Here is a 20,996-nt window from a genome sequence, read left to right on the forward strand (position 1 = left end):
CCTACCGCCGCCGCCCCGGCATGCCTATTCTTGGTTGTGCGGACCCGTCACTGCGGGTCTGAGGTCGTGGGAGGAGCGTCGATGCCGCTCTCGGAGAACGAGCAGCGCCTGCTGGAGCAGATCGAGCGCGCTCTCGTCGAGGATGATCCGAAGTTCGCCAGCGCAGTCAGGTCGACGGAGCCCCGCATCTACCTGTTGCGCCGGGTGCGCCGCAGTGCGTTCGTCTTCCTGCTCGGGCTTGTGGTTCTGGTCGTCGGCGTGGTGCTCAACCAGGTGCCGCTCACGGTGATTCTGGGCATCCTCGGGTTCGCGATGATGCTGCTCGCCGCCCTGCGCGGAGCCGCCGATCTACGGCGGATCAGCGGTCGGGAGACCGGCGGGCGTCGTCCAGCGGCCCGTGGGCGCGGCGGGAAGTCGCGGCCACGCACCAGGGCGCCGTTCATGGAGCGCGTCGAGGAGCGGTGGCGCCGCCGCTGGGAGGACCGCCCCTGAGCATCCGCTCCGTGGCATGTCGGACATCGGCGGTACAGCCGCCGGCGTCCGGGTGGTTCGGCGATGGCCGGGGCGTGGTCATTGGCCGCTCGGGTGCGTGGGTGCGTGGGTGCGCGCACGGGTCGTCGTGGCGGGTTCGGGTCCGCGCTGGCCCCGGTGGCGACCCGCGTCGGTCAGCGGCGGGAGCTGATGGCCGGTTCTGGGCGGCCGGTGTCCGACTCGTCCGGATGGTGTGGGTCGATCGGCGCGGGAGGCTCCTCGGTCGGGATAGCAGCGTCCGGGGTGGGCGAGGCGGCGGGTCGCGGCGCGCGGTACAGCACGGACGCTGGTGCCAGGCGGGCCATGATGCGGCGTCCGCGGGGGGGGGCGATCGACCACAGCGTGTCCGATGCGATCAGCACGTCCCTGGTGATCTCGGCCGGCGGGGGCGGGCTGGCGAGTTCCGGCGGAGCGTAGCGGGCACGTTCCTCGGCGGCCGCGAGTCGTCCGAGTGCCTCGCGGGCTTGGGCGTATCGGAGAGACGGTGCGGCGTCCGGGGTCAGGTCGTCGTCCGGGCCGGGCTCGTCCGGGGCGGGGAAACCGCTGATGGCGGGGGAGTCGTTGGCGCGCACGGGTCCGCCGCCGGGGGTGGGTTCGGCGTCGAGGTAGCTGCTCAGGCGGGCGACGCCGGTTCGGGGGGAGTCGCTCGGGCGGATCGTCACGCCCAGATCCGCGGCGACGTCGAGCAGTTCCGACCAGGCGTCATGTACCTGGTCGACCGAACCATGCGCACCGGCGCCGGAAGCGGCGCCGGCACCGCCGGCGGCATGGCGGCCGGGACGCAGCCGGGTGCGGCGGCGGCGTAGCCGGATCAACCCGGGCACCGCCAGCGCGAGCAGCACCGGGCCGGCGGCGACGAGCAGCACGATCGCCCACCAGGGGAAGCCGCCGCCGGTCGCGCCGTGGGGAGCGTCGGCGGCGGTGTCGGACGCGCCGTCGGTGGCGGTGGCGCTGGGAGCCGCGCTCGGGTCCTGCCCGCTACCGGTGCTGGGATCCGGTTCGGGGGCGACCTCGGTCTGCGGGCCGGGCGCCAGCGCCGCGTCCGGGTCCTCGACGCCGGCGGGGGCGTAGGAGGGGGCGGTGGTCGCACCGTCAGCGCGGCGGGTCGGTTCGAAACCGAGCCAGCCCACCGACGGGAACCAGACCTCGGGCCAGGCGTGCGCCTGCCGGTTGGTGACCAGGTAGGTGCCGTCCGGCTGCTGTTCACCTGGTACGAAGCCGATCGCGACCCGCGCGGGTATCCCCAGCATCCGCACGAGCACCGTCATCGCCGAGGCGAACTGTTCGCAGTAGCCGCGGTGGGTGTCGAACAGGAACGCGGCGAGTGCGCCGTCCTGGGTGGTGGGTGCGCCCTGCAGGTCGTAGGTGAACGTGGGGCCACGCAGGTACTCCTGGATGGCGTAGACCTTCTCGTAGGTGGTGGTGGCACCCTGCGTGAGGGTGGTGAGCAGGGTGCGCAGCCGGCCGTCGAGGTTCGCCGGCAGCAGCGTGTCGACGGCCAGGTCCGCGGGCACGCGGCCGTTGGAGCTCAGCAGCTGCGCCCGGGTCGGATCCGGACTGACCGCCTCGACCTGGTAGCGCACACCGGCCGTCGAGGTGCGGGTCGAGAAGATGGTGCCGGTCGGATCGACGAGCCGCCAGTCGCCGACCAGGCCCTTGATCTTCGTCGGAATGCCGGGAACCGGCAGGTACAGCTCGTTGAACCGGTCGCTGATCGTGACCTCGGCGCTGGCGGTGCTGGTCGTCCCACCAAGCTGTGGTTTCGGGAGGCCCCCGCTCACCCGGTCGTCGCGGGTGGCGTTGAGCGCCCGCAGGGTGAACAGCTGGCCGTCGAAGTTCTCCAGCGCGGTCAGCCGCAGGTAGCGGGGAGTCTCGGTGCGCACGCGCAGCAGCGGGATGGTGGCGTCGGCGTGCAGCTGCTGGCTGACCGAGACGATCGGCTGGACGACACTGGCCGAACTCGGCCCGTCACCAGCGCCGTAGCCGCTGCGCCGTGAGACCAGCCCGGCACCGTCCAGCGACGGCAGTGCCAGCGGCAGCGTGACCGCGACGACCAGCGCGGCCAGCGAAACCCCGAGGGCCGTCACGGCCACCCTGGGGCGTGGCGGTTCACCGGCCGACCCGTAGGCGCCGGCCTCGGTGGACGTGGCCACGGGACGGCCCCACCGGCCGACGGCGAGCCGTCCATCCAGCAGGAGCAGGGCGACGAAGCTCACCGCGCCGAGGCCGAACGCCAGCGCGCCGACCCCGCCCGGCAGGATCGCCGCCGACACCGCGTACAACGCCAGCAGCGGCAGCCCGCCGAGGGTCGGCCGTTCCAGGGTCACCACGATCAGCTCGACGAGCATGGTGGTCAGGTAGACGCCGAGAACGATGAGCACGACCAGACCCGGCCGGTGCGGGACGGGTGTGGCCAGCCGCGAGATGTCCGAGCTGCCGTCGGCGATGAGATCGCGCAGGGTGCTTACGGTCAGCGGGGTCGGGATCAGCCCGAGCAGCGCCGTGCCACGGGCGCAGAGCAGGGTGACCGTCACGGCCAGGCCGGCGAGGCTGATCACCAACCCGGCCACGGTGGGCAGCCGCAGCAGCCGGCTCACCGTCGCGGTCACCACGGCGACGAGCACCGCGATCACCACCGGGACCAGCCACCAGCGGGTGCCGTCGAACAGCCGGGACAGCGCACTGGACGACAGCAGACAGGCCACCGTGGTGACCGCGGTGGGCGCGAAGCGACGGTTCACCTGCCCACCGCCGCGCCGCGCGGCCCCGGAACCGCCGGGGCACCCCGCCCGGGCGACACACTCGGCCCGACCGCACCGTCATGACCGGCCGTACCGTCACGACCGGCCGCGACACCCCGGCCGGGGAGATCACCCGGGCGGCCAGGCCCATCCGCGCCGCCCGCGCCGGTAGCCGTGCCACCGAGGCGACCGCTCGCCGTCGCCGGACCGCGGGCAGCGCCACCGGCGCCCGGCCACAGGGCGGCCAGCCGCGCCCCACGTGGGGCGACGAGCACCGCCCAGCCGGCCCGCGACAGAACCCCGCGCACCGCGACCAGGTCGCCGGCCGCCGATTCGGGTGCGGCGCCGGGATCCCAGCTGGTCACGTCGACGAGGACGGCGATGGCCGGGGCGCCGGTCGGACGCAGCCCGCACAGCGCCGTGGCCAGCGTGGGATCGGCGTGCCCCAGCACCGCCACGATCATGCCGCCCTGGCCGGCGCCGGGACGCCGCGCCGCGGCCAACGCCGGACGCAGGGACGCCGTCTGCGCCGGGGACAGCGTGGACAACTCGTCGAGCAAGCCGGACACGGCCGTGCCGGCGATCGTCGTGACCGGGCCACGATCGGTGATCAGCCGGACGCGATGCCCGCCGCGGGCCAGGTGCATCCCGATGCCGCCGACGGCACCGATCGCCCATTCGAACGCGTCCGACCCGGGGGTGCCGGTGAAGCCGGGGGAGCCGGGCCACGCCCGGGCCCGGGAATCCAACAGCAGGGTGGCGGCGCTGGTGTGCGGATGCTCCTCCCGGCGGACCATCATCTCGCCGGAGCGGGCGGTCGTCTTCCAGTGCACCCGGCGCAGGTCATCGCCCGGCCGGTAGGGACGGGTGGTGGTCTCGTCCTCCCCGACGAGGCCGCTGACGCGACGCTGGTCGGCCCGCTGGCTCGCCGACCCGCGAGGCAGCGCGCGGGGCAGCCGCTCCAGCGCCGGGGCGACGACCAGCTCGTCCAGGCTGCGGAAGCTGCGGGTCAGTTCGCACAGGCCGAACGGGTCGCCCAGGCGGATCGCCATCGGGCCGATCTGGTAGCGCCCGCGGGTCGTCGCCCGCAGCGCGTAGGTCAGGTCACGGCGGCCACCCGGTTCGATCCGGTCGAGGACGAACCGCGCCCCGCCGCCGAGCCCGGAACCGGCGGTGTCCTCCACGAACAGCACCGAGGACGCCGAGCGGCTGACGTTCTCCAACTGGATGCGCACGGCCACCCGGTCACCGGCGGTGACCCGACGTGGTTCGAGGCGCCGGGTGCACGACAACCGGTACCGGGTGCGGCACACCACGGCCGCCGCGAGGATCGGCAGGCAGGCCAGCAGAATCCCGATGCGCAGCAGATCCTGCTCGCCGAGCAGGACGGCGGACACCACGCAGGCGGCTCCGGCCGCCAGAAACGAGCGGCCCCGGATCGTCAGGCCGCGTAGTGCCGCGACAAAATCCCGCACACGCAGCTCTAACGACCGTGGCGCAGCGGGCGTGCCCCGCCGGGCCGGACAACGGGCACCCGATCCAGAATGTCGGCCAGAATACGGCCGCATACCTCGGTGGCCGGCTCACCGGAAAGCAGGATCTCCGGATGGGCCAGCAGCCGGTGGGCCAGCACCGGAATCGCCATCTCCTGGACGTCGTCGGGTAGGACGAAGGCCCGCTGGTCGAGGGCGGCCCGCGCCCGGGCGGTGCGGATGAGGTGCAGCGCCGCCCGTGGGGAGGCGCCGAGCGACACATCGGGATGCGCGCGGGTGGCGCCGACCAGATCGACGATGTACTGGCGTACCTCGGGGGAGACGTGCACCGTGCGAACCAGGGCGACGAGCCGGATGATCTCGGCGGCGTCGGTGACCGGGGTGACGCCGGTCAGCGGATTGTTGCTGCCGTGCGAGTCGAGCATCGCCATCTCGGCGGCGGGTGACGGGTAGCCCATCGAGATACGGGCGGTGAAACGGTCGCGCTGGGCCTCGGGAAGCGCCCGGGTGCCTTCCATCTCCACCGGGTTCTGGGTGGCGATCACCATGAACGGCGGTTCGAGCCGGTAGGTGACGCCGTCGACGGTGACCTGGTGCTCCTCCATGCATTCGAGCAGGGCCGACTGCGCCTTGGGCTCGGCCCGGTTGATCTCGTCGCCGACGACGATGTTCGCGAACACCGGGCCCGGCCGGAACTCGAAGTCGCGGGTGCCCTGGTTGTAGACGCTCACGCCGGTGACGTCACCGGGCAGCAGATCCGGCGTGAACTGGATGCGGCGCACCCGGGCGTCGATGGAACGGGCCAGGGCCTTGGCCAGCATCGTCTTGCCGACGCCGGGCACGTCCTCGATAAGCAGGTGGCCTTCGGAGAGCAGCACCACGAGCGCGGTGGTGATCGCCTCGCCCTTGCCGTCGATGACGGTCTCGACCGAGGCGCGCACGCGCCCGGCCACCTCGGCGAGATGACCGATGTCGGTCACCGGGTCACGCCAGTGACGCAGACCAGGATCGGTCACCACCAGTGTCCCCCTCCGGGAGTCGGTCGTTCGGGTGTCGATGCGTTCGGGCGCGCGTTCGGGTGCCGAGACCGCGAGGGGCTCGGCACCGGGCGGCACCGCCCGCGAGCGTCTCGTCACCGGTCGGTGCGCGGCTTGTTCAGGCAGTGCCCGTTTCTTTTGAGTGTGACATCCGCTCTTTTGAGTGTGACATCCGCAGGTCCGCCGCAGGAGACAGTGGTCGCGGAATCTCACGTCCTCGCGCTTGTGTACGGACAGCCGCCGGACGGACTCGACCGACGCCCACAGATCGGTGCTGGGTTGGTACGGGGTTGGTACGGGGTTGGTCGGGGCCCCCGAGCGGGGGTCACCCACCCGTGCCGGAGGCGTTCCACCGACGTGCGATCTGGTCGACCGAGGCGTTGCAGGTAGAGCCTGTTTCTGTCTGGTTTTCGCGGTTTATACCATCCCGTAACAGGGCATAGCAGGCGCCCGCTGATGGAGTGTTCCTGGTGGGTTGGTGCGGGGTGTCGAGGGGGTGTTGGATGGGGGGTAGTGGAGTAGAGTGGCGCGCAGTGGGGGGCATCAGCGTGCAGATGGGCCTGCGGATGGGTTCTGTAGGTGAGCCCAGCGGATGGGCCTGGCGGATGGGCCCGGCGAACGGGTCCTGCGGATGGGTCCTGCGGCCGGTTCTGGGCTATCGGTCGCTGTCCTCCCGGTAAGTGGTCGTGGCAGGGAGGTCGAGGGCGCCGTGTTCCTCGGCAGTCACACGCCGCGGCTGGATGACAAAGGGCGGTTGACACTGCCCGCGAAGTTCCGGGACGAGTTGGAAGGGGTGCTGGTGATCACCAAGGGTCAGGAACGCTGCCTGTACGTCTTTCCGATGGCGGAGTTCACCCGGATCAGCGACTCCCTGCGCACAGCTCCGGTAACCGCCAAGGCGTTGCGTGACTACAGCCGGATCTTCTTCTCGTCCGCCGCTGACGACGTACCCGATCGGCAGGGGCGAATTACCATTCCCGGCCCGCTGCGCGCCTATGCGGGTTTGGTCCGCGAGTGCGTCGTCAACGGTGCGAACACCAGGGTCGAGGTGTGGGACGCCACGCGTTGGCAGACCTACCTGGACAGCCAGGAGGAATCGTTCGCCGAGCTGTCCGAGGAGGTCCTGCCCGGAGTGATCTGAGTCGTCCTGGGCCGCGCGTGTCGCGGTCCGCCCGGCCCGCCTCCCGTTCACCTTCACCGGCCGCCTCTTCCCCGGCGACCGGCGCCAGGTGGGCGTGGAAGCCCTCACGCACAGCTGAAGAAGACGAGGTTCACGAGCGGTCGAGGGAGGCTCAGCACTGAACGCGATGCACACGCCTGTGCTGACCGACCGGGTACTCGATCTGCTCGCCCCGGCCCTGACCACGCCGGGTTCCGTGGTGGTGGACGCGACCGTGGGTCTTGGTGGGCACACCGCCGCGCTGCTCGAACGGTTCTCCGAGCTCCAGGTGATCGGGCTCGACCGCGACCCGGAGGCGCTCGCGCGCAGCCAGGCCCGCCTGGATGTCGTCGCCGGCGGCCGGTTCCGGCTGGTCCAGGCCGTCTACGACGAGATCGGCGAGGTGCTGGCGCGCCTGGGTCGGGCCTCCGTGCGCGGGGTTCTGTTCGACCTCGGGGTGTCGTCCCTGCAACTCGACACCGACGAACGCGGTTTCGCCTACTCCCGGGACGCCCCGCTGGACATGCGGATGGACGGCGGCGACAGCGGCGGGCAGACCGCGGCCGACATCCTCAACCATTACGACGCCGCGGCCCTCGCCCGCGTTCTGCGGGTCTACGGCGAGGAGCGGTTCGCCCGACGCATCGCCGAGGCGGTCGTGCGAGCCCGCGCCGACGCGCCGTTCACCACCTCGGCCCGCCTGGTCGACCTGGTCCGCGACGCGATTCCGGCGCCGGCCCGGCGCACCGGCGGCAACCCGGCCAAACGCACCTTCCAGGCACTGCGCATCGAGGTCAACACCGAGCTGGACGTCCTGGCCCGGGCGCTGCCCGCGGCCTTCGACGCCCTCGACGTCGGCGGGCGTGTGGTGGTCCTGTCCTACCACTCGCTGGAGGACCGGATCGTCAAGCACCAGCTGGCGCCGTACGCGCAGACGCTGGTCCCGCCGGACATGCCGGTGATCCCGGCGGGTGCCGCGCCCCGGCTGCGCTGGCTGACCCGGGGTGCCGAACCCGCGAGCGAAGCAGAGAAGTCCGACAACCCGCGGGCGGCCTCCGTCCGACTGCGGGCCGCCGAACGTACGGCCCCGAACCCGGGTCAGGCCCGGCCCACCATCGGAGGTGCATCGTGACCGCCACCGCGCAGCCGCTTTCCCGCGACGATCGCGCTGCCCGTCCGGCCTCCTCCGGTCGCGCCGCCACCTCGGGCCGGTCCGGTTCGACTGGTCGTACCGGTTCGTCGGGCCGGGCGGGTTCGGCCGGTCGCGCCCGGTCCGCGGCGACCCGGTCGGCCCAGGAACCGCCGGCGGGCCCACCGATCCCGCCGGGTCGCGCCGCGTCGATGCGGGCGGCGGCACCGGCCCGCTCGGCCGCCGCGACCGCTCCCGTCCTCGAGCCGGCACCGCGACGCGCACCCGTGCGGGTGCGGCTCACGGTCGTGCGGCCGGCGCCGCCGGGAGCCCGCAAGGGTCCCTTCGTCTTCCTGCTGCTCATACTGCTCGGCGCCGGGCTGCTCGGGCTGCTGCTGCTCAACCTGGCGCTGATGGAAGGCTCCTTCCAGGAGTCCAAGCTGCGCACCCGGGCGGCGTCGCTCGCGGACGCCCAGCAGGCCCTCACGCTCCAGGCCGACCAGCTCTCCGACCCGGCGGCGCTGGCCGCCGCGGCCGCCCGCGACGGCATGGTGCCCGGTGGCGTCCCGCAGTATGTCGCCCCCGGCTCGCCGCTGCCCGCCGGTGCCCGGGTGCTGTCCCGGTCGCCAGAAGGCGGTGCCATCCTCGTGATCGTGCCCGCGCCGGCCGACCAGCAGGCCGCGACACAACAGCCGGCCGCGTCCGATCCGCGGACCACGGCGTCCGAGCCGCAGACCACAGCCGGTCAGCAGACCACAGCCGGTCAGCAGACCACAGCCGGTCAGCAGACCACAGCCGGTCAGCAGACCACAGCCGGTCAGCAGACCACAGCCGGTCAGCAGACCACAGCCGGTCAGCCGGCGGCGGTCGATCCGCGGGACACGACGGCAGCGACCACCGGGACGAGCGCGACCACCGCGGATGCCGCCGCGGCCGGTGGTGACGCCGCGACCGGCGGGCAGGCCGGGCCGGGTGACACCGGACGGTGAGCCCGAGCGAGCGCGGCCCGTCAGGCTCCGACGCCCGCCGCCCATCGGAGGGCAGGACCTCCGGGTCTCGCACGTCAGCCGCGCGCCCGTCGGAATCGGGCAGATCCGCGGCCGGCCGGACGTCGGGCACCCGGGCGTCGACCTCCCGTAGCTCCCAGACCCGAAGCTCGCAGACCCGTAGCTCGGTGACCCGAGGTGCTGGGGCACGAGGTGCTGGGACGCGCGGGTCCGCAACGCGCGGCGCTGGCACCGGGACCACCGGAAGTCGTGGCGTCGGCGCCCGGGCGTCCATGCGGGGGGAGTCGTCCCCGCGGGGGTCGGCGACCCGGGGGGTGGTGACGCGCGCGTCGAGGACGCGGGGCTCGGCGGGTCGGCTGGCCGAGGGTCTGCGTGGCGGGGGGCGTCCGGGTGGCGGCCGGCGACCGCCACGGCCGGTGGTGCCGCGGACCTACCGCCTGGGCAGCCCGCGTCGGCGGGTCCGGGTGACGGTCGTGCTCATGGTGGGACTGCTCGGCATTCTCGCGCTGCGACTGACCCAGCTGCAGGGGATCTCCGCGTCGAGGTACGCGGCCCAGGCCGAGGCGCAGCGGCTGCGGGTCATCCCGCTGCCCGCGGCCCGCGGCGCTATCACCGACCGGACCGGGCACACCCTCGCCCAGCACGTCGAGCTGCGTGCCGTCTACGCCAACCCGTCGAACATCAAGAACGTGCCGCTCACCGCGGCCAGGCTCGCCCCGCTGCTCGGCGAGAGCGTCGCGACGCTGACGAAGCGGATGACCACCGACCCGGACGCGGGCGTCAAGTTCGTCTACCTGGCCCGGCGACTCACCCCGCAGGTCGGCGACAAGGTCACCAGACTGGGACTGGCCGGTATCGGGATCACCGAGGAACGCGGGCGCACCTACCCGGGTGGGTCGCTGGCGGCGAACGTCGTCGGGTTCATGCGCAGCGGCAAGGGCGACTCCCTTGTCGGCGGTGGCGGCATGGAACTCGAATACGACCAGCAGCTGCGCGGCGCCGACGGCAAACGCCAGCTGATGGCCAACCCGGAGGGCATCGAGATCCCCTCCGGACGTACCTCCCAGACCGATCCGGTGCCGGGTTCGGCGTTGCGGCTCACCCTTGACCGGGACATCCAGTGGAGCGCCCAGAACGCCATCGCCGAGGCCGTTCAGTCGTCCCAGGCGGACGGTGGCACCGTCGTCGTGATGGACCCGCGCACCGGCGACATCCTGGCGATGGCCGACGCGCCCACGTTCGACCCGAACCACATCACCGCCAAGGACACCGCCGCGCTGGGTAACCGGGCCACCCGGGACGCCTACGAGCCCGGCAGCGTCAACAAGGTGATCACGATGGCGGCGGCGCTGGACCAGGGGCTGATCACCGACCAGACACCGGTGACCATCCCACCGTCCATCGTGCGCGGCGGGGTGAGCATCGAGGACTCCGAGAAGCACGGTGTGGAGCACCTGACGACGGCCGGTGTGCTGGCCCGCTCGAGCAACATCGGCACCGTGGAGATCGCCGACCAGGTCGGGCGGGCAGGACTCGAACGGGCGCTGCGGGCCTTCGGTCTCGGCGCCCGGACCGGGCTGCACTTCCCCGGTGAGGGCAGCGGCCTGCTGCCACCCTCGAAGGACTGGTCGGGCAGCCAGGCGGCCACCATCTCCTACGGCCAGGGCATGTCGGCGACCGCCCTGCAGATGGCCTCGGTGTACGCCACGGTCGCCAACGGCGGCGTGCGGGTCACCCCGCGCCTCGTCGACGCCGTCACCGGCCCGGATGGTGTCGTCACCACCGCCGCACATCCGCCCGGCCAGCGGGTCATCAGCGCGCAGACCGCCTCGACGCTGACCGCGATGCTCGAGACGGTCGCCACCAACGAGGGCACCGCGCCGCTCGCCCAGGTTCCCGGCTACCGGGTCGCCGGCAAGACGGGCACCGCCTACCGGCCCGACCCGGTGCACGGCGGCTACCAGGGGTACACGTCGTCGTTCATCGGGTTCGCCCCGGCCGACGCCCCGCGGGTGGTGGTCGAGGTCGTCCTCGACAACCCGAAGAACGGGTACTACGGCGGGCAGGTCGCCGCGCCGGTGTTCCAGAAGGTGATGAGCTTCGCGCTGACCACCCTCGGGGTGCCGCAGCCGACGACGAAGCCCTCCCCGCTCGTCCTCGACCTTGACCAATAGCCGCGGATGCCCCGCGTGTCCAGGCTCGTTCGGCGAGTCGGGCCCGGGTCCAGGCGTGTCCGGCGCGGGACCACCCCCATGCCCGGGCGCCCGTGCGGATGCCCGTGCCGGCGCCCACTAAGGTCGTCAGCGTGACCTCTCCGGCACCCCGACCGGCCGCCACCGCGCCCTGTGCCCTGGCTGACCTGCGCACGGTCCTCGCCGACACCGGCGCGGACGCCGCTTTCGACGCCGTGGCCGTCCTCGGTGTCACCCACGACTCCCGGCAGGTTCGTCCGGGGGATCTGTACGCGGCCCTGCCCGGGGCACACGTGCATGGTGCCCGGTTCGCCGCGCAGGCGTTCGCCGCGGGTGCGGTGGCCGTGCTCACCGATCCCGCGGGCGCCCATCTGATCGCCACCGACAGCGACCGCGATGGTTCGCCGACTCCGGCCTCGGCCGCGGGGTCGGCGTCGGTACCGGTGCTGGTGAGCGCCGATCCGCGGCGTGACCTCGCCGCGGTGGCCGCCCGGGTCTACGGCGACCCGTCGGCCCGGCTGCGGCTGCTCGGCGTCACCGGCACGAACGGCAAGACGACGACCGCCTTCCTGCTGGACGCGGGTCTGCGGGCCGCCGGCCACACCACGGGGCTGATCGGCACGGTGGAGACCCGCGTCGGCGCGCAGCGGCTGGCCAGCGCCCACACCACCCCGGAGGCCAGCGATCTGCAGGCGCTGCTGGCGCTGATGGTGGAACGCGGCGTCGACGCCACCGCGATGGAGATCTCCAGCCACGCGCTGGCCCAGCACCGCGCGGACGCGCTGCACGTCGCCGGTGCGCTGTTCACCAACCTCAGCCAGGATCACCTGGACTTCCATCCGACGATGGAGGACTACTTCGAGGCCAAGGCGACCCTGTTCGCGCCCGGACGCGCCGACGTGGCCGTGATCGGCGTCGCCGACCCGTGGGGCCGCCGCCTCGCCGCCCGCCGCCCGGACGCGATCACCTTCGCCGTCGAGGGCCCGGCGGACTGGACGGTCGCGGAGCTGTCCGCCGGCCCCACCGGCTCGGACCTGGTCGCCCACGGCCCGCACGGCCTGCGGGTACCGCTGTCGGTGCCGCTGCCCGGCCGGTTCAACGTCGCGAACGCGCTCGGCGCCCTGGCGCTGCTCGTCGCGGTCGGTGTCGACGCGAACCGGGCGGCCGTGGGCATCGGCGCGCTGCCCGGCGTCCCCGGACGGATGGAACGGGTCGAGGCCGGGCAACCGTTCCTCGCCCTCGTCGACTTCGCGCACACCCCCGACGCGGTGACCACGCTGCTGGAGACCGTCCGGCCGCTGGTGAAGGGCCGCCTGATCACCGTGCTCGGCTGCGGCGGTGACCGGGACCGTGGCAAGCGTCCGCTGATGGGCGAGGCCGCCGCGACACTCGCCGACCTCGCGATCCTGACCAGTGACAACCCGCGCTCCGAGGACCCGGCGGCCATCCTGGCCGAGATGCTCGCCGGTGTACCCGCGCATCTGCGGGTGGACAGTCGCGTCCTGGTGCGGCCGGACCGGTCCGCTGCCATCGCCGCCGCGGTGGCCGCCGCCGGCCCGCAGGACGCCGTCGTCGTCGCGGGCAAGGGCCATGAATCCGGCCAGGAACAGGCCGGTGTGATCACCCCGTTCGACGACCGGATCGTGCTGCGGGCCGCGCTGGACGCCCTGGACGCGGGCCATCGGGCCGAATCCGAGGGTCCGACGGGTCGGGTGCGTGGATGATCCCGCTCACCCTCGCCGAGGTCGCCGCGGCCACCGGTGGCCGCCTCGAGGCCGGTGCGGACCCGGCTGCCCTGGTGCGTGCCGTGACGGTCGACTCGCGGCTGGTCGCCCCCGGCACCCTGTTCGTCGCGATCGTCGGCGAACGGGTGGACGGGCACGACCACGCCGCCGAGGCGATCGCCGCGGGCGCCCCCGCGGTGCTGGCCACCCGTGCGGTGGCGGTGCCCTCGGTACGGGTCGACGACCCGCTGGCGGCGCTGGCGGCGCTGGCGGCCCTGGTGCGTGACCGGTCGCCGGCGGCCGTCGTCGCGGTCACCGGCTCCGCCGGCAAGACCACCACCAAGGATCTGCTGGCGGATCTGCTCGGCGAGATCGGTCCGACGATCTGGCCGCCGGGTTCGTTCAACAACGAGATCGGCCTGCCCCTGACCCTGCTGCGCACCGAACCCGACACCGCGTTCGTCGTGCTCGAGATGGGCGCGCGCGGGCTCGGTCACATCGCGGCCCTGTGCGCGATCGCCCGTCCCAGCGTCGGCGTGGTGCTGAACGTGGGTAGCGCCCACGTCGGCGAGTACGCCGACGGCCGGGCCGGGATCGCGAAGGCCAAGGGCGAACTCGCCGAGAGCGCCACCGACACCGTCATCCTCAACGCCGACGACCCCCTCGTCGCCGCCATGGCCACCCGTGTCCGTCGCACCGCCCAGGTGATCACCTTCACCCAGGCCGCCGACGTCGGCGGGCAGCCACCGGCCTCGCCACCGGCGGCGCTGGTGACCGAGGTGGGGGCGCGGCAGGTGCGGGTGGACGCGGCCGGGCGGGCGTCCTTCGTGCTGGTCGCCGGGGGAGAGCGGCATCCGGTGACGCTCGGGTTGGTCGGCGCGCACCAGGTCGCCAACGCGCTGGCGGCGGCGGCGGTCGCACTGCGGCTGGGGCTGCCGGCGGCGCGGGTGGCGGCGACCCTCACGGCCGCCCGGCCACGCAGCCGCTGGCGGATGGAGGTCAGCCGGACCGGGGCCGGGGTCACGATCGTCAACGACGCGTACAACGCGAACCCGGAGTCGATGCGTGCCGCGCTGCACACCCTGATCGGTCTGCGCGGGTCGGGCCGGGCCTTCGCCGTACTGGGTGGAATGGGTGAACTCGGTACGGCGGCCGACGAGGCACACGACGACCTTGGCCGGCTCACCGTCGACCTCGGCGTCGACCGGCTCGTCGCCGTCGGCGCGGCGGCCCGCCGCGTCCACGCCGCCGCCGAGACCGCGCTGGCCACCAGCGGTGTCAGCGGTGGTGGCGGTGTCAGCGGTGGTGATGGTGCTGTCGACGGTGGCGGCAGGTCGTCGACGTGGGTCGCGGATGCCGACGCGGCGGTCGCGGCGGTGGTGGCGCGGGCGCGGGCGGGTGACGTCGTCCTGGTGAAGGCGAGCCGGTCGTACGGGCTGGAACGGGTCGCGCAGGGCCTGACCGCGGCGTTCGGCCCAGCGCAGGACAGTGCGGCCGGCAGTGACAGGGGAACTGGTCAGAACAGCGGGGTCGGCCGGGGAGTCGGCACGCGGGTCGGTGCGGAGATCGAGGGGATATGAGGACGGACGGCTGTCGGCATCGACGTGATCCTGCGGGTGGGGCGTCCGGGTGAGGGGCGTACTGATAGCGGCGCTGGTCGCGCTGGTGGTGTCGTTGCTGGGCACGCCCTGGGTGATCCGGCTGTTCCGCCGGCAGGGTTACGGGCAGGAGATCCGCGAGGACGGGCCGTCCAGCCACCTGACCAAGCGCGGTACCCCCACGATGGGCGGCACCGTGATCATCCTGGCCACGTTGGTGGGCTACTTCCTGGCCCATCTGGTGACCGGGATCGGCTTCACCGCGTCCGGACTTCTCGTGTTGCTGGTGATGACCGGGCTTGGGCTGGTCGGGTTCCTGGACGACTGGATCAAGATCCGTAAGCAGCGGAGCCTGGGCCTGACCGCGCGGATGAAGTTCGCCGGCCAGGCCGCGGTGGCGCTGGCGTTCGGCCTGCTCGCGGTGCGGTTCAAGAACCACGACGGGCTGCTGCCGGGCTCGACGTACATCTCGATCGTGCGGGACACGTCGATCTCGGTGGGAATCATCGCGTTCCCGTTGCTGGCCTGGATCATCATCGCGGCGACGTCGAACGCGGTGAACCTCACCGACGGTCTGGACGGGCTCGCCGCCGGAACCTCGGCGATGGTCTTCGGCGCGTACGTCGTCATCTCTTTCTGGCAGTTCGGTAACCAGTGCGGGTCGGCTGCCGACCAGTCGGGCTGCTACCTGGTGCGTGACCCGTTGGACGTGGCACTGGTCGCGGCGGCGGCGATGGGCGCCTGTTTCGGTTTCCTGTGGTGGAACGCGAGTCCCGCGAAGATCTTCATGGGGGACACCGGGTCGCTGGCGCTCGGCGGTGCGTTCGCCAGCATCGCCATCGTCAGCCGGACCGAACTGCTGCTGGTGGTCCTCGGCGGGCTGTTCGTGATCGAGACCCTGTCCGTCCTGATCCAGGTGGCCTTCTTCAAGGCGACGAAGAAGCGTGTGTTCAACATGGCGCCGATCCACCATCACTTCGAACTCGCCGAATGGCCCGAGACAACAGTGATCATCCGCTTCTGGATCGTCTCCGGCCTCGCGGTGGCGTTCGGTCTCGGCCTGTTCTACGCCGAGTTCCTGAATCAGGGCGGAGGGTAGCAGCATGTCGGGCGGCGCCTCGAACGACCCCATCCGACCGGCACCAGCCGACCCTGAGACGTCCACGGGCCGGCTCGAGTCCGCCAGCCGGCCCGAGTCCGCTGGTCAGGCCGAATCCGCTGGCCAGACGGAGTGGGCGGGACGGTCGGTGCTGGTCGTGGGGATCGGGGTGTCCGGGGCGGCGGCGGCGCGGACGCTGCTGACCCGCGGGGCCCGGGTGCGTGTCGTCGACGCCGGGGATGGCGAACGGCAGCGGGCCGCGGCCTCCCGGCTGCGTGAACTCGGAGCCACGGTCGAGCTTGGCGGACTCCCGGCCGGCCCGGGCGGTGTGTCGCTGGTCGTCACCTCGCCCGGTGTGCCCCCCACCGCGCCGTTGATCACCGCTTCGGCCGCGACGGGGGTACCCGTCTGGGGGGAGGTGGAGCTCGCCTGGCGGCTGCGAGGTTCGGCCGACTGGTTGGCCATCACGGGCACCAACGGCAAGACGACGACGACCGAGATGCTCGGCGCGATCCTGGTCGCCGGTGGGCTGCGCGCGACCACCGCCGGCAACATCGGCACCCCGATCGTCGAGGCCGTCGACGCCGATCCGCCCTATGAGGCGCTGGCTGTCGAGCTGTCCAGCTTCCAGCTGCACTACACCGAGCGCCTCGTCCCGTTCGCGGCGACGGTACTCAACATCGCACCCGACCACCTCGACTGGCATGGCGGTGCCGAGGCGTACGCCGCGGCGAAGGGACGGATCTTCGCGGCCGAGCAGACCATCGCCATTGGTAACGCCGACGACCCCGCGAGCCTGCGTCTGCTGGCCAAGGCCCACGGCCGCCACGTCCTGTTCGGACGCGAACTTCCTGGTGAGGGCGTTACCGTCACTGACGGTCACATCGCGGATCATGCTTTTGGTGGCGGCCGAATCGTTGCTGTCCGTGACCTTCGGGTGGTGGGGGATCACATGATCTCCAACGCGCTGGCCGCCACGGCGCTCGCGCGTGCCCGGGGAATCGCGCCCGACGCGATCGGTGCGGCGCTCACGGGATTTCGTGCCGGGGCCCATCGCAACGCACAGGTGGCCGTCGTGAACGGCGTCCGCTGGGTGGATGACAGCAAGGCGACGAACCCGCACGCGGCCGCCGCGTCGCTGGCCGGCTACTCCTCGGTGGTGTGGATCGCCGGCGGGCTGAACAAGGGCCTGGACTTCGATGACCTTGTCCGGACAGCCGGTGGGGTGCTGCGCGCGGCCGTCCTGATCGGTACCTGTGCGGATGAGATCGCTGCCGCCCTCGCCCGACACGCCCCCGATGTCCCGCTGGAACGGGCTGCCGGCATGGACGATGCGGTGAGGGTTGCGGCATCGTTCGCCCGGGCGGGCGACACGGTGCTCCTCGCGCCGGCCGCCGCATCCATGGACATGTTTCGCGACTACGCGGCCCGCGGTGACCAGTTCGCGGAGGCGGTACACGCGCGAGAGGGGTGAGGCGTGGCGGGGTCGGGGCCGGAACGCGGTTCTGGGTCACAACGCGGTTCCGGGTCACAACGGGGTTCCGGGTCGCCGCGGGGTGGCGGGCTGCCACGTGACGAGGTTCCGGTGCGGCCGCGGGCGGTCGCGGTGGCGGGCGAGGCGGGCGAGGCAGGCGGGGTAGGCGGGGAAGGCGAGCAGGACCGGGAGGCGGCGTCGCGGATGCCGCTGCTGGACCGGCCGCTGGCGTCCTACTACCTGCTGCTGTCCTCGGTCGGTCTGCTGCTGTTGCTCGGCCTGGTCATGGTGCTCTCGGCGTCCAGCGTACGGTCGTACGCGGACTCCGGCTCGTCCTACACGTTGTTCATCCGGCAGGCGATCTGGGTGGGCATCGGTGTGCCGATCGCCGTGCTGGCCAGCCGCCTGCCGGTGCGGGTCTTCCGGGGGGTGGCCTACCCGCTGCTCGGCCTCACGATCTTCCTGTTGCTGGTGGTGCTCGTCCCGGGGATCGGCAGTGTCCGCGGCGGTGCCCGGCAGTGGATCGTGGTCGGTCCGATCACGGTGCAGCCCAGCGAGCTGGTGAAGATCGCGCTGGTGCTGTGGTGCGCCGATCTGCTGGTGCGCAAGCGCCGCCGGCTCACGGAGGCCAAGCACCTGCTGGTGCCCCTGGTGCCGATGTTCCTGTTCATCGACCTGCTGATTCTGCTCGAGCCGGATCTCGGCGGTGCGATCTGCGTGACCGTCGTGCCGCTGACCATCCTGTGGGTGGTCGGCACCCCGAAGCGCTTCTACGCCGCGATGCTCGTGGCGATCATCGTCGCCGCGACGATGCTGGCGGTGCTGGAGCCCTATCGGATGCGCCGCCTGCTGTCGTTCACCGATCCCTTCGCGGACGCCAACGGGGACGGCTTCCAGGCCGTCCAGGGCATCTACGCGCTCTCGACAGGTGGCTGGTGGGGTGAGGGGCTCGGCGCGTCCGTGGAGAAGTGGCCCGACCTTCTGCCGGCGGTGCACACCGACTTCATCCTGGCGATCATCGGGGAGGAGCTGGGGCTGGTCGGCAGCCTGGTGGTGGTGGGCCTGTTCGGGGTGCTCGGCTACGCGGGGCTGCGCATCGCGCACCGCAGCGACGACCTGTTCGTCCGGCTCGCCGCCGCCGGCGTCACCGCGTGGATCATCGTACAGGCGGTGGTGAACATGGGCGCCGTCGTCGGCCTGCTGCCGATCACCGGAGTGACCCTGCCCCTGGTGTCGTTCGGCGGTTCGTCGTTGCTGCCCACCCTGCTGGCACTGGGCATGCTGCTCGCCTTCGCCCGGTCCGAACCGGCTGCCGCCGAGTACCTGCGGCGACGCGCCGAGGAACGGCGGGCGGCCCGGGCCATCCCGATCTGGGTGCGGACCAAGCGGCTGCTCCCCGGTCGGCGTCCGCGCCGTCCGGTGCTCGGCCTGGTGACCATCGAGGGCAACCGCATCGACCCGTCCGAGGCCGGCCGCTCGGGTGGCCGCGGCCGGCCCCGTGGGCGCGGGTCGCGCCAGCCACACGTACCCAGCCAGCCGCGCGCACCGCGTGAGCCGGCGGAGCCGCGTGGACGCCGCGAGCCGCGTGCGTCGACAGAGCCGCGTGGACGGCGTGAACCGCGTGGAGGGGGCCAGCGTGGGTCCGGCGGGCGGCGGGAGGCGGGTGAGACGCGGGACACGCGCTCGGCGGGTGGCTCGCGGGGCAACGGGCGGCCCGACGGTGACGACCCGGTGGGTCCGGAGGGTCATCCGCCAGGTCGCCGCAGGTCACGGGGGGTGGACAGCCGGGACATCGGTGGACGGGTGCCGACCGGGCCGCGCCGTCCGGGACGTGGGATGGGCGCGCCGTCCGGGCCCGCCGGGCGCGTCGGCGGGCCCGGGGTGACATCGGTGCGCCGTGATGTGTCATCGTCTTGACCGATGTTGCGAAGCGTGGTGCTCGCCGGCGGCGGGACAGCCGGCCATGTCGAACCCGCCCTTGCCGTGGCGGATGCCCTGCGGGACGTTGACCCGCGGCTACGGCTGACCCTGCTGGGCACGGCGGTCGGTGTCGAGGCACGGCTGGTGCCGGCGCGCGGCCATGAGCTGGCGACGGTGCCGAAGGTGCCGATGCCGCGCCGTCCCGGCCCTGATCTGCTGCGCCTGCCCGGGCGGCTGCGCGCCGCGATCCGCCAGGCCGGCTCCGTCCTGGACGAGACCCGGGCCGACGTCGTCGTCGGCTTCGGCGGGTACGTCTCGGTGCCGGCCTACCTGGCCGCCCGCCGCCGCGGCATCCCGATCGTCGTGCACGAGGCCAACCCCCTGCCGGGTCTGGCCAACCGTCTCGGTGCCCGCTTCACCCCGTACGTCGCCACGTCCTACCCGGGGACGCCCCTGCGTGGCGCGACCCTCACCGGCATCCCGCTGCGCGCGGAGATCCTCACCCTGGATCGTTCCCCCGCCGCCGTGCGCGCCGCCCGCGGCCGCTACCACCTCGACCCGCACCGTCCCACCCTGCTCGTCTTCGGCGGATCACAGGGTGCGCGCAGCCTGAACCAGGTGATGACCGCGGTGGCGCGTCCGCTGGCCACCGCCGGCGTCCAGGTGCTGCACGCCGCGGGTCCCAAGAACTACGACGAGGTCGCCGCGGCGTTGCCCCGCGGCCTGCCGGCTCCCTACGAGCTGCGGCCGTACCTGGACCACATCCCGTCCGCCTACGCCGCCGCCGACCTGACCCTGTGCCGCTCCGGGGCGATGACCTGCGCGGAACTCGCCGCGGTGGGCCTCCCCGCCGCGTACGTACCGCTGCCGATCGGCAACGGTGAGCAGCGTCGCAACGCCCTGCCGACCGTGGAGGCCGGTGGTGGCCTGCTCGTCGAGGACAGCGCGCTGTCCCCCGACTGGCTGCTCGAGAACGTCCTGCCGGTCCTCACCTCGGCGGAACGTCTGGCCAAGATGTCGGCGGCCTGCGCCGGCACCGGCCATCCTCGTGCCGCCGCCGCGATCGTCGAGCTGATCCACACCGCCGCCGCCACTCGCCGGCGCACCCGTCGCTCCCGCCCCCGCCACGCGGCCTCCTGAGCACGGCCGTCGTCGCGGCTGCCGGCCGCTGTCCGGTGCTGCCGCGGCTGCCCCTCGAGCTCGTCCGCGAGCGGTGGACGTCAGGGGCCTGGGGCCGCACCACCCGGACGGGACCGGGGTGGGCGGCGGGGTGATCAGCGCAGCAGGGCGAGCACGACCACCGGGATCTCGCGGTCGACCTGGTCCTGGTGGCCGCGGATACCAGGCATGGTCTCCACCAGCGCGGCGTACAGGCGGACCCGCTCGTCGGCGGTGGCGGTCGTCGCCTCGGCGTCGACGCGCTCGTGGCCGAGTTCCACGACGACCTTGGGGTTCGCGGTCAGGTTGAGATACCAGTCCGGATGGCGCGACGACGCCATGTTCGAGGCGAACACGACGAGACGGTCGGATCGCCGCGCATCGACGCCGGACCCGCCCGCGGCGGCCGGCTGGTCGCCCTCGCCCGTGCTGCTGCTGCCCTCGCCCGCGGTGCTGCCGTCGGGGGTGGGGGCCTCGGCGACGTAGCCGAGCGGGGTGACGTGCTCCTTGCCGGAGTGCCGTCCGATCGTCGTCAGGAGTACGAGACGGGAGCCGGGCAGGGTCTTCTCCAGGACGCCACCGGTCGCCCGGTACTCGGCGATCACGGTCTGGTTGACGGCCTTGAGGTCGAAGCCGGGTGTGCGGGGAACCTGCGTGTCAGCCATCGTCTCAATCCATTCTCACCGGTCGCCGCCGGCCGGAGCCGGCGGTGGGCGTGTTGCGGCAGTCAACCA

Annotated in this window: 14 protein-coding genes and 1 pseudogene; 11 read left to right on the forward strand and 4 right to left on the reverse strand. The window is 73.0% G+C overall.

From position 1 onward, the window contains the following. The first annotated feature begins 81 nt into the window (after positions 1-81). Entirely contained in the window at positions 82-492 is a 411-nt protein-coding gene (locus G6R24_RS01395; RefSeq protein WP_163547342.1) for a DUF3040 domain-containing protein, read from the forward strand. A gap of 173 nt (positions 493-665) precedes the next feature. On the opposite strand, the gene G6R24_RS01400 is transcribed toward G6R24_RS01395, so the two are convergent. From G6R24_RS01400 to G6R24_RS01410, 3 genes are read right to left on the reverse strand one after another with little or no spacing between them, the layout of a single operon-like run. Continuing rightward, positions 666-3,272: a transglutaminase TgpA family protein gene (locus G6R24_RS01400; protein ID WP_163547343.1), complete on the reverse strand. Its 2,607-nt coding sequence runs from the start codon at positions 3,270-3,272 to the stop codon at positions 666-668. After that, the gene (locus tag G6R24_RS01405) at positions 3,269-4,747 is read right to left on the reverse strand and encodes a DUF58 domain-containing protein (protein WP_163547344.1); all 1,479 of its coding nucleotides are present in this window, start codon (positions 4,745-4,747) and stop codon (positions 3,269-3,271) included. The genes G6R24_RS01400 and G6R24_RS01405 overlap by 4 nt, the downstream gene beginning before the upstream one ends. A gap of 8 nt (positions 4,748-4,755) precedes the next feature. Next, positions 4,756-5,784, reverse strand: a complete 1,029-nt coding sequence (locus tag G6R24_RS01410; protein ID WP_163547345.1) for an AAA family ATPase — start codon at positions 5,782-5,784, stop codon at positions 4,756-4,758. A 727-nt stretch (positions 5,785-6,511) separates the two neighbouring features. Between G6R24_RS01410 and mraZ the strand changes: the two genes are divergently transcribed. The 10 genes and pseudogenes from mraZ to murG all read left to right on the forward strand — a co-directional run bounded on the left by mraZ (position 6,512) and on the right by murG (position 20,244). After that, positions 6,512-6,943 (forward strand): division/cell wall cluster transcriptional repressor MraZ, encoded by a 432-nt coding sequence (mraZ, locus tag G6R24_RS01415; protein WP_163547346.1) that lies wholly within the window; start codon positions 6,512-6,514, stop codon positions 6,941-6,943. A gap of 166 nt (positions 6,944-7,109) precedes the next feature. Beyond that, positions 7,110-8,093 carry a 16S rRNA (cytosine(1402)-N(4))-methyltransferase RsmH gene (gene rsmH / locus G6R24_RS01420; RefSeq protein WP_163547347.1) on the forward strand — a complete coding sequence of 328 codons (984 nt, stop codon included), beginning with the start codon at positions 7,110-7,112 and terminating at the stop codon, positions 8,091-8,093. Continuing rightward, on the forward strand, positions 8,090-9,079 hold the full coding sequence (gene ftsL / locus G6R24_RS21555; RefSeq protein ID WP_192029081.1) for a cell division protein FtsL: 990 nt from the start codon (positions 8,090-8,092) through the stop codon (positions 9,077-9,079). Before rsmH ends, ftsL begins: the two co-directional genes overlap by 4 nt. 332 nt (positions 9,080-9,411) lie before the next feature. Further along, positions 9,412-11,271 carry a peptidoglycan D,D-transpeptidase FtsI family protein gene (locus G6R24_RS01430; RefSeq protein ID WP_225437985.1) on the forward strand — a complete coding sequence of 620 codons (1,860 nt, stop codon included), beginning with the start codon at positions 9,412-9,414 and terminating at the stop codon, positions 11,269-11,271. Between the two features lie 131 nt (positions 11,272-11,402). Beyond that, complete coding sequence (locus tag G6R24_RS01435; protein WP_225437986.1) at positions 11,403-13,013, forward strand: UDP-N-acetylmuramoyl-L-alanyl-D-glutamate--2,6-diaminopimelate ligase; 1,611 nt, start codon at positions 11,403-11,405, stop codon at positions 13,011-13,013. Further along, positions 13,010-14,593 (forward strand): UDP-N-acetylmuramoyl-tripeptide--D-alanyl-D-alanine ligase, encoded by a 1,584-nt coding sequence (locus G6R24_RS01440; RefSeq protein WP_163547349.1) that lies wholly within the window; start codon positions 13,010-13,012, stop codon positions 14,591-14,593. Before G6R24_RS01435 ends, G6R24_RS01440 begins: the two co-directional genes overlap by 4 nt. Before the next feature lie 49 nt (positions 14,594-14,642). Then, on the forward strand, positions 14,643-15,710 hold the full coding sequence (gene mraY, locus G6R24_RS01445; protein WP_163547350.1) for a phospho-N-acetylmuramoyl-pentapeptide-transferase: 1,068 nt from the start codon (positions 14,643-14,645) through the stop codon (positions 15,708-15,710). Between the two features lie 4 nt (positions 15,711-15,714). Beyond that, on the forward strand, positions 15,715-17,184 hold the full coding sequence (gene murD, locus G6R24_RS01450; protein ID WP_163547351.1) for a UDP-N-acetylmuramoyl-L-alanine--D-glutamate ligase: 1,470 nt from the start codon (positions 15,715-15,717) through the stop codon (positions 17,182-17,184). Between the two features lie 3 nt (positions 17,185-17,187). After that, a pseudogene (gene ftsW / locus G6R24_RS01455) lies at positions 17,188-18,573 on the forward strand (putative lipid II flippase FtsW); the annotation flags it as partial. A gap of 531 nt (positions 18,574-19,104) precedes the next feature. After that, positions 19,105-20,244, forward strand: a complete 1,140-nt coding sequence (gene murG / locus G6R24_RS01460) for an undecaprenyldiphospho-muramoylpentapeptide beta-N-acetylglucosaminyltransferase (protein ID WP_163547352.1) — start codon at positions 19,105-19,107, stop codon at positions 20,242-20,244. A 134-nt stretch (positions 20,245-20,378) separates the two neighbouring features. Here the strand turns inward: murG and G6R24_RS01465 are convergent, their stop codons facing one another. Then, positions 20,379-20,927, reverse strand: a complete 549-nt coding sequence (locus G6R24_RS01465) for a nitroreductase/quinone reductase family protein (protein ID WP_163547353.1) — start codon at positions 20,925-20,927, stop codon at positions 20,379-20,381. Positions 20,928-20,996: the final 69 nt, after the last annotated feature.

It is taken from the genome of Candidatus Frankia nodulisporulans (assembly GCF_902806475.1).
Classification (GTDB): domain Bacteria; phylum Actinomycetota; class Actinomycetes; order Frankiales; family Frankiaceae; genus Frankia; species Frankia umida.

What these genes read in the sequence shown, in the direction of transcription:
- G6R24_RS01395 (WP_163547342.1), top strand. Translation starts at nt 82, where the DNA reads ATGCCGCTCTCGGAGAACGAGCAGCGCCTGCTGGAGCAGATCGAGCGC.
- murG (WP_163547352.1), top strand. Translation starts at nt 19,105, where the DNA reads ATGTTGCGAAGCGTGGTGCTCGCCGGCGGCGGGACAGCCGGCCATGTC.
- G6R24_RS01440 (WP_163547349.1), top strand. Translation starts at nt 13,010, where the DNA reads ATGATCCCGCTCACCCTCGCCGAGGTCGCCGCGGCCACCGGTGGCCGC.
- G6R24_RS01465 (WP_163547353.1), bottom strand. Translation starts at nt 20,927, where the DNA reads ATGGCTGACACGCAGGTTCCCCGCACACCCGGCTTCGACCTCAAGGCC.
- murD (WP_163547351.1), top strand. Translation starts at nt 15,715, where the DNA reads ATGTCGGGCGGCGCCTCGAACGACCCCATCCGACCGGCACCAGCCGAC.
- rsmH (WP_163547347.1), top strand. Translation starts at nt 7,110, where the DNA reads ATGCACACGCCTGTGCTGACCGACCGGGTACTCGATCTGCTCGCCCCG.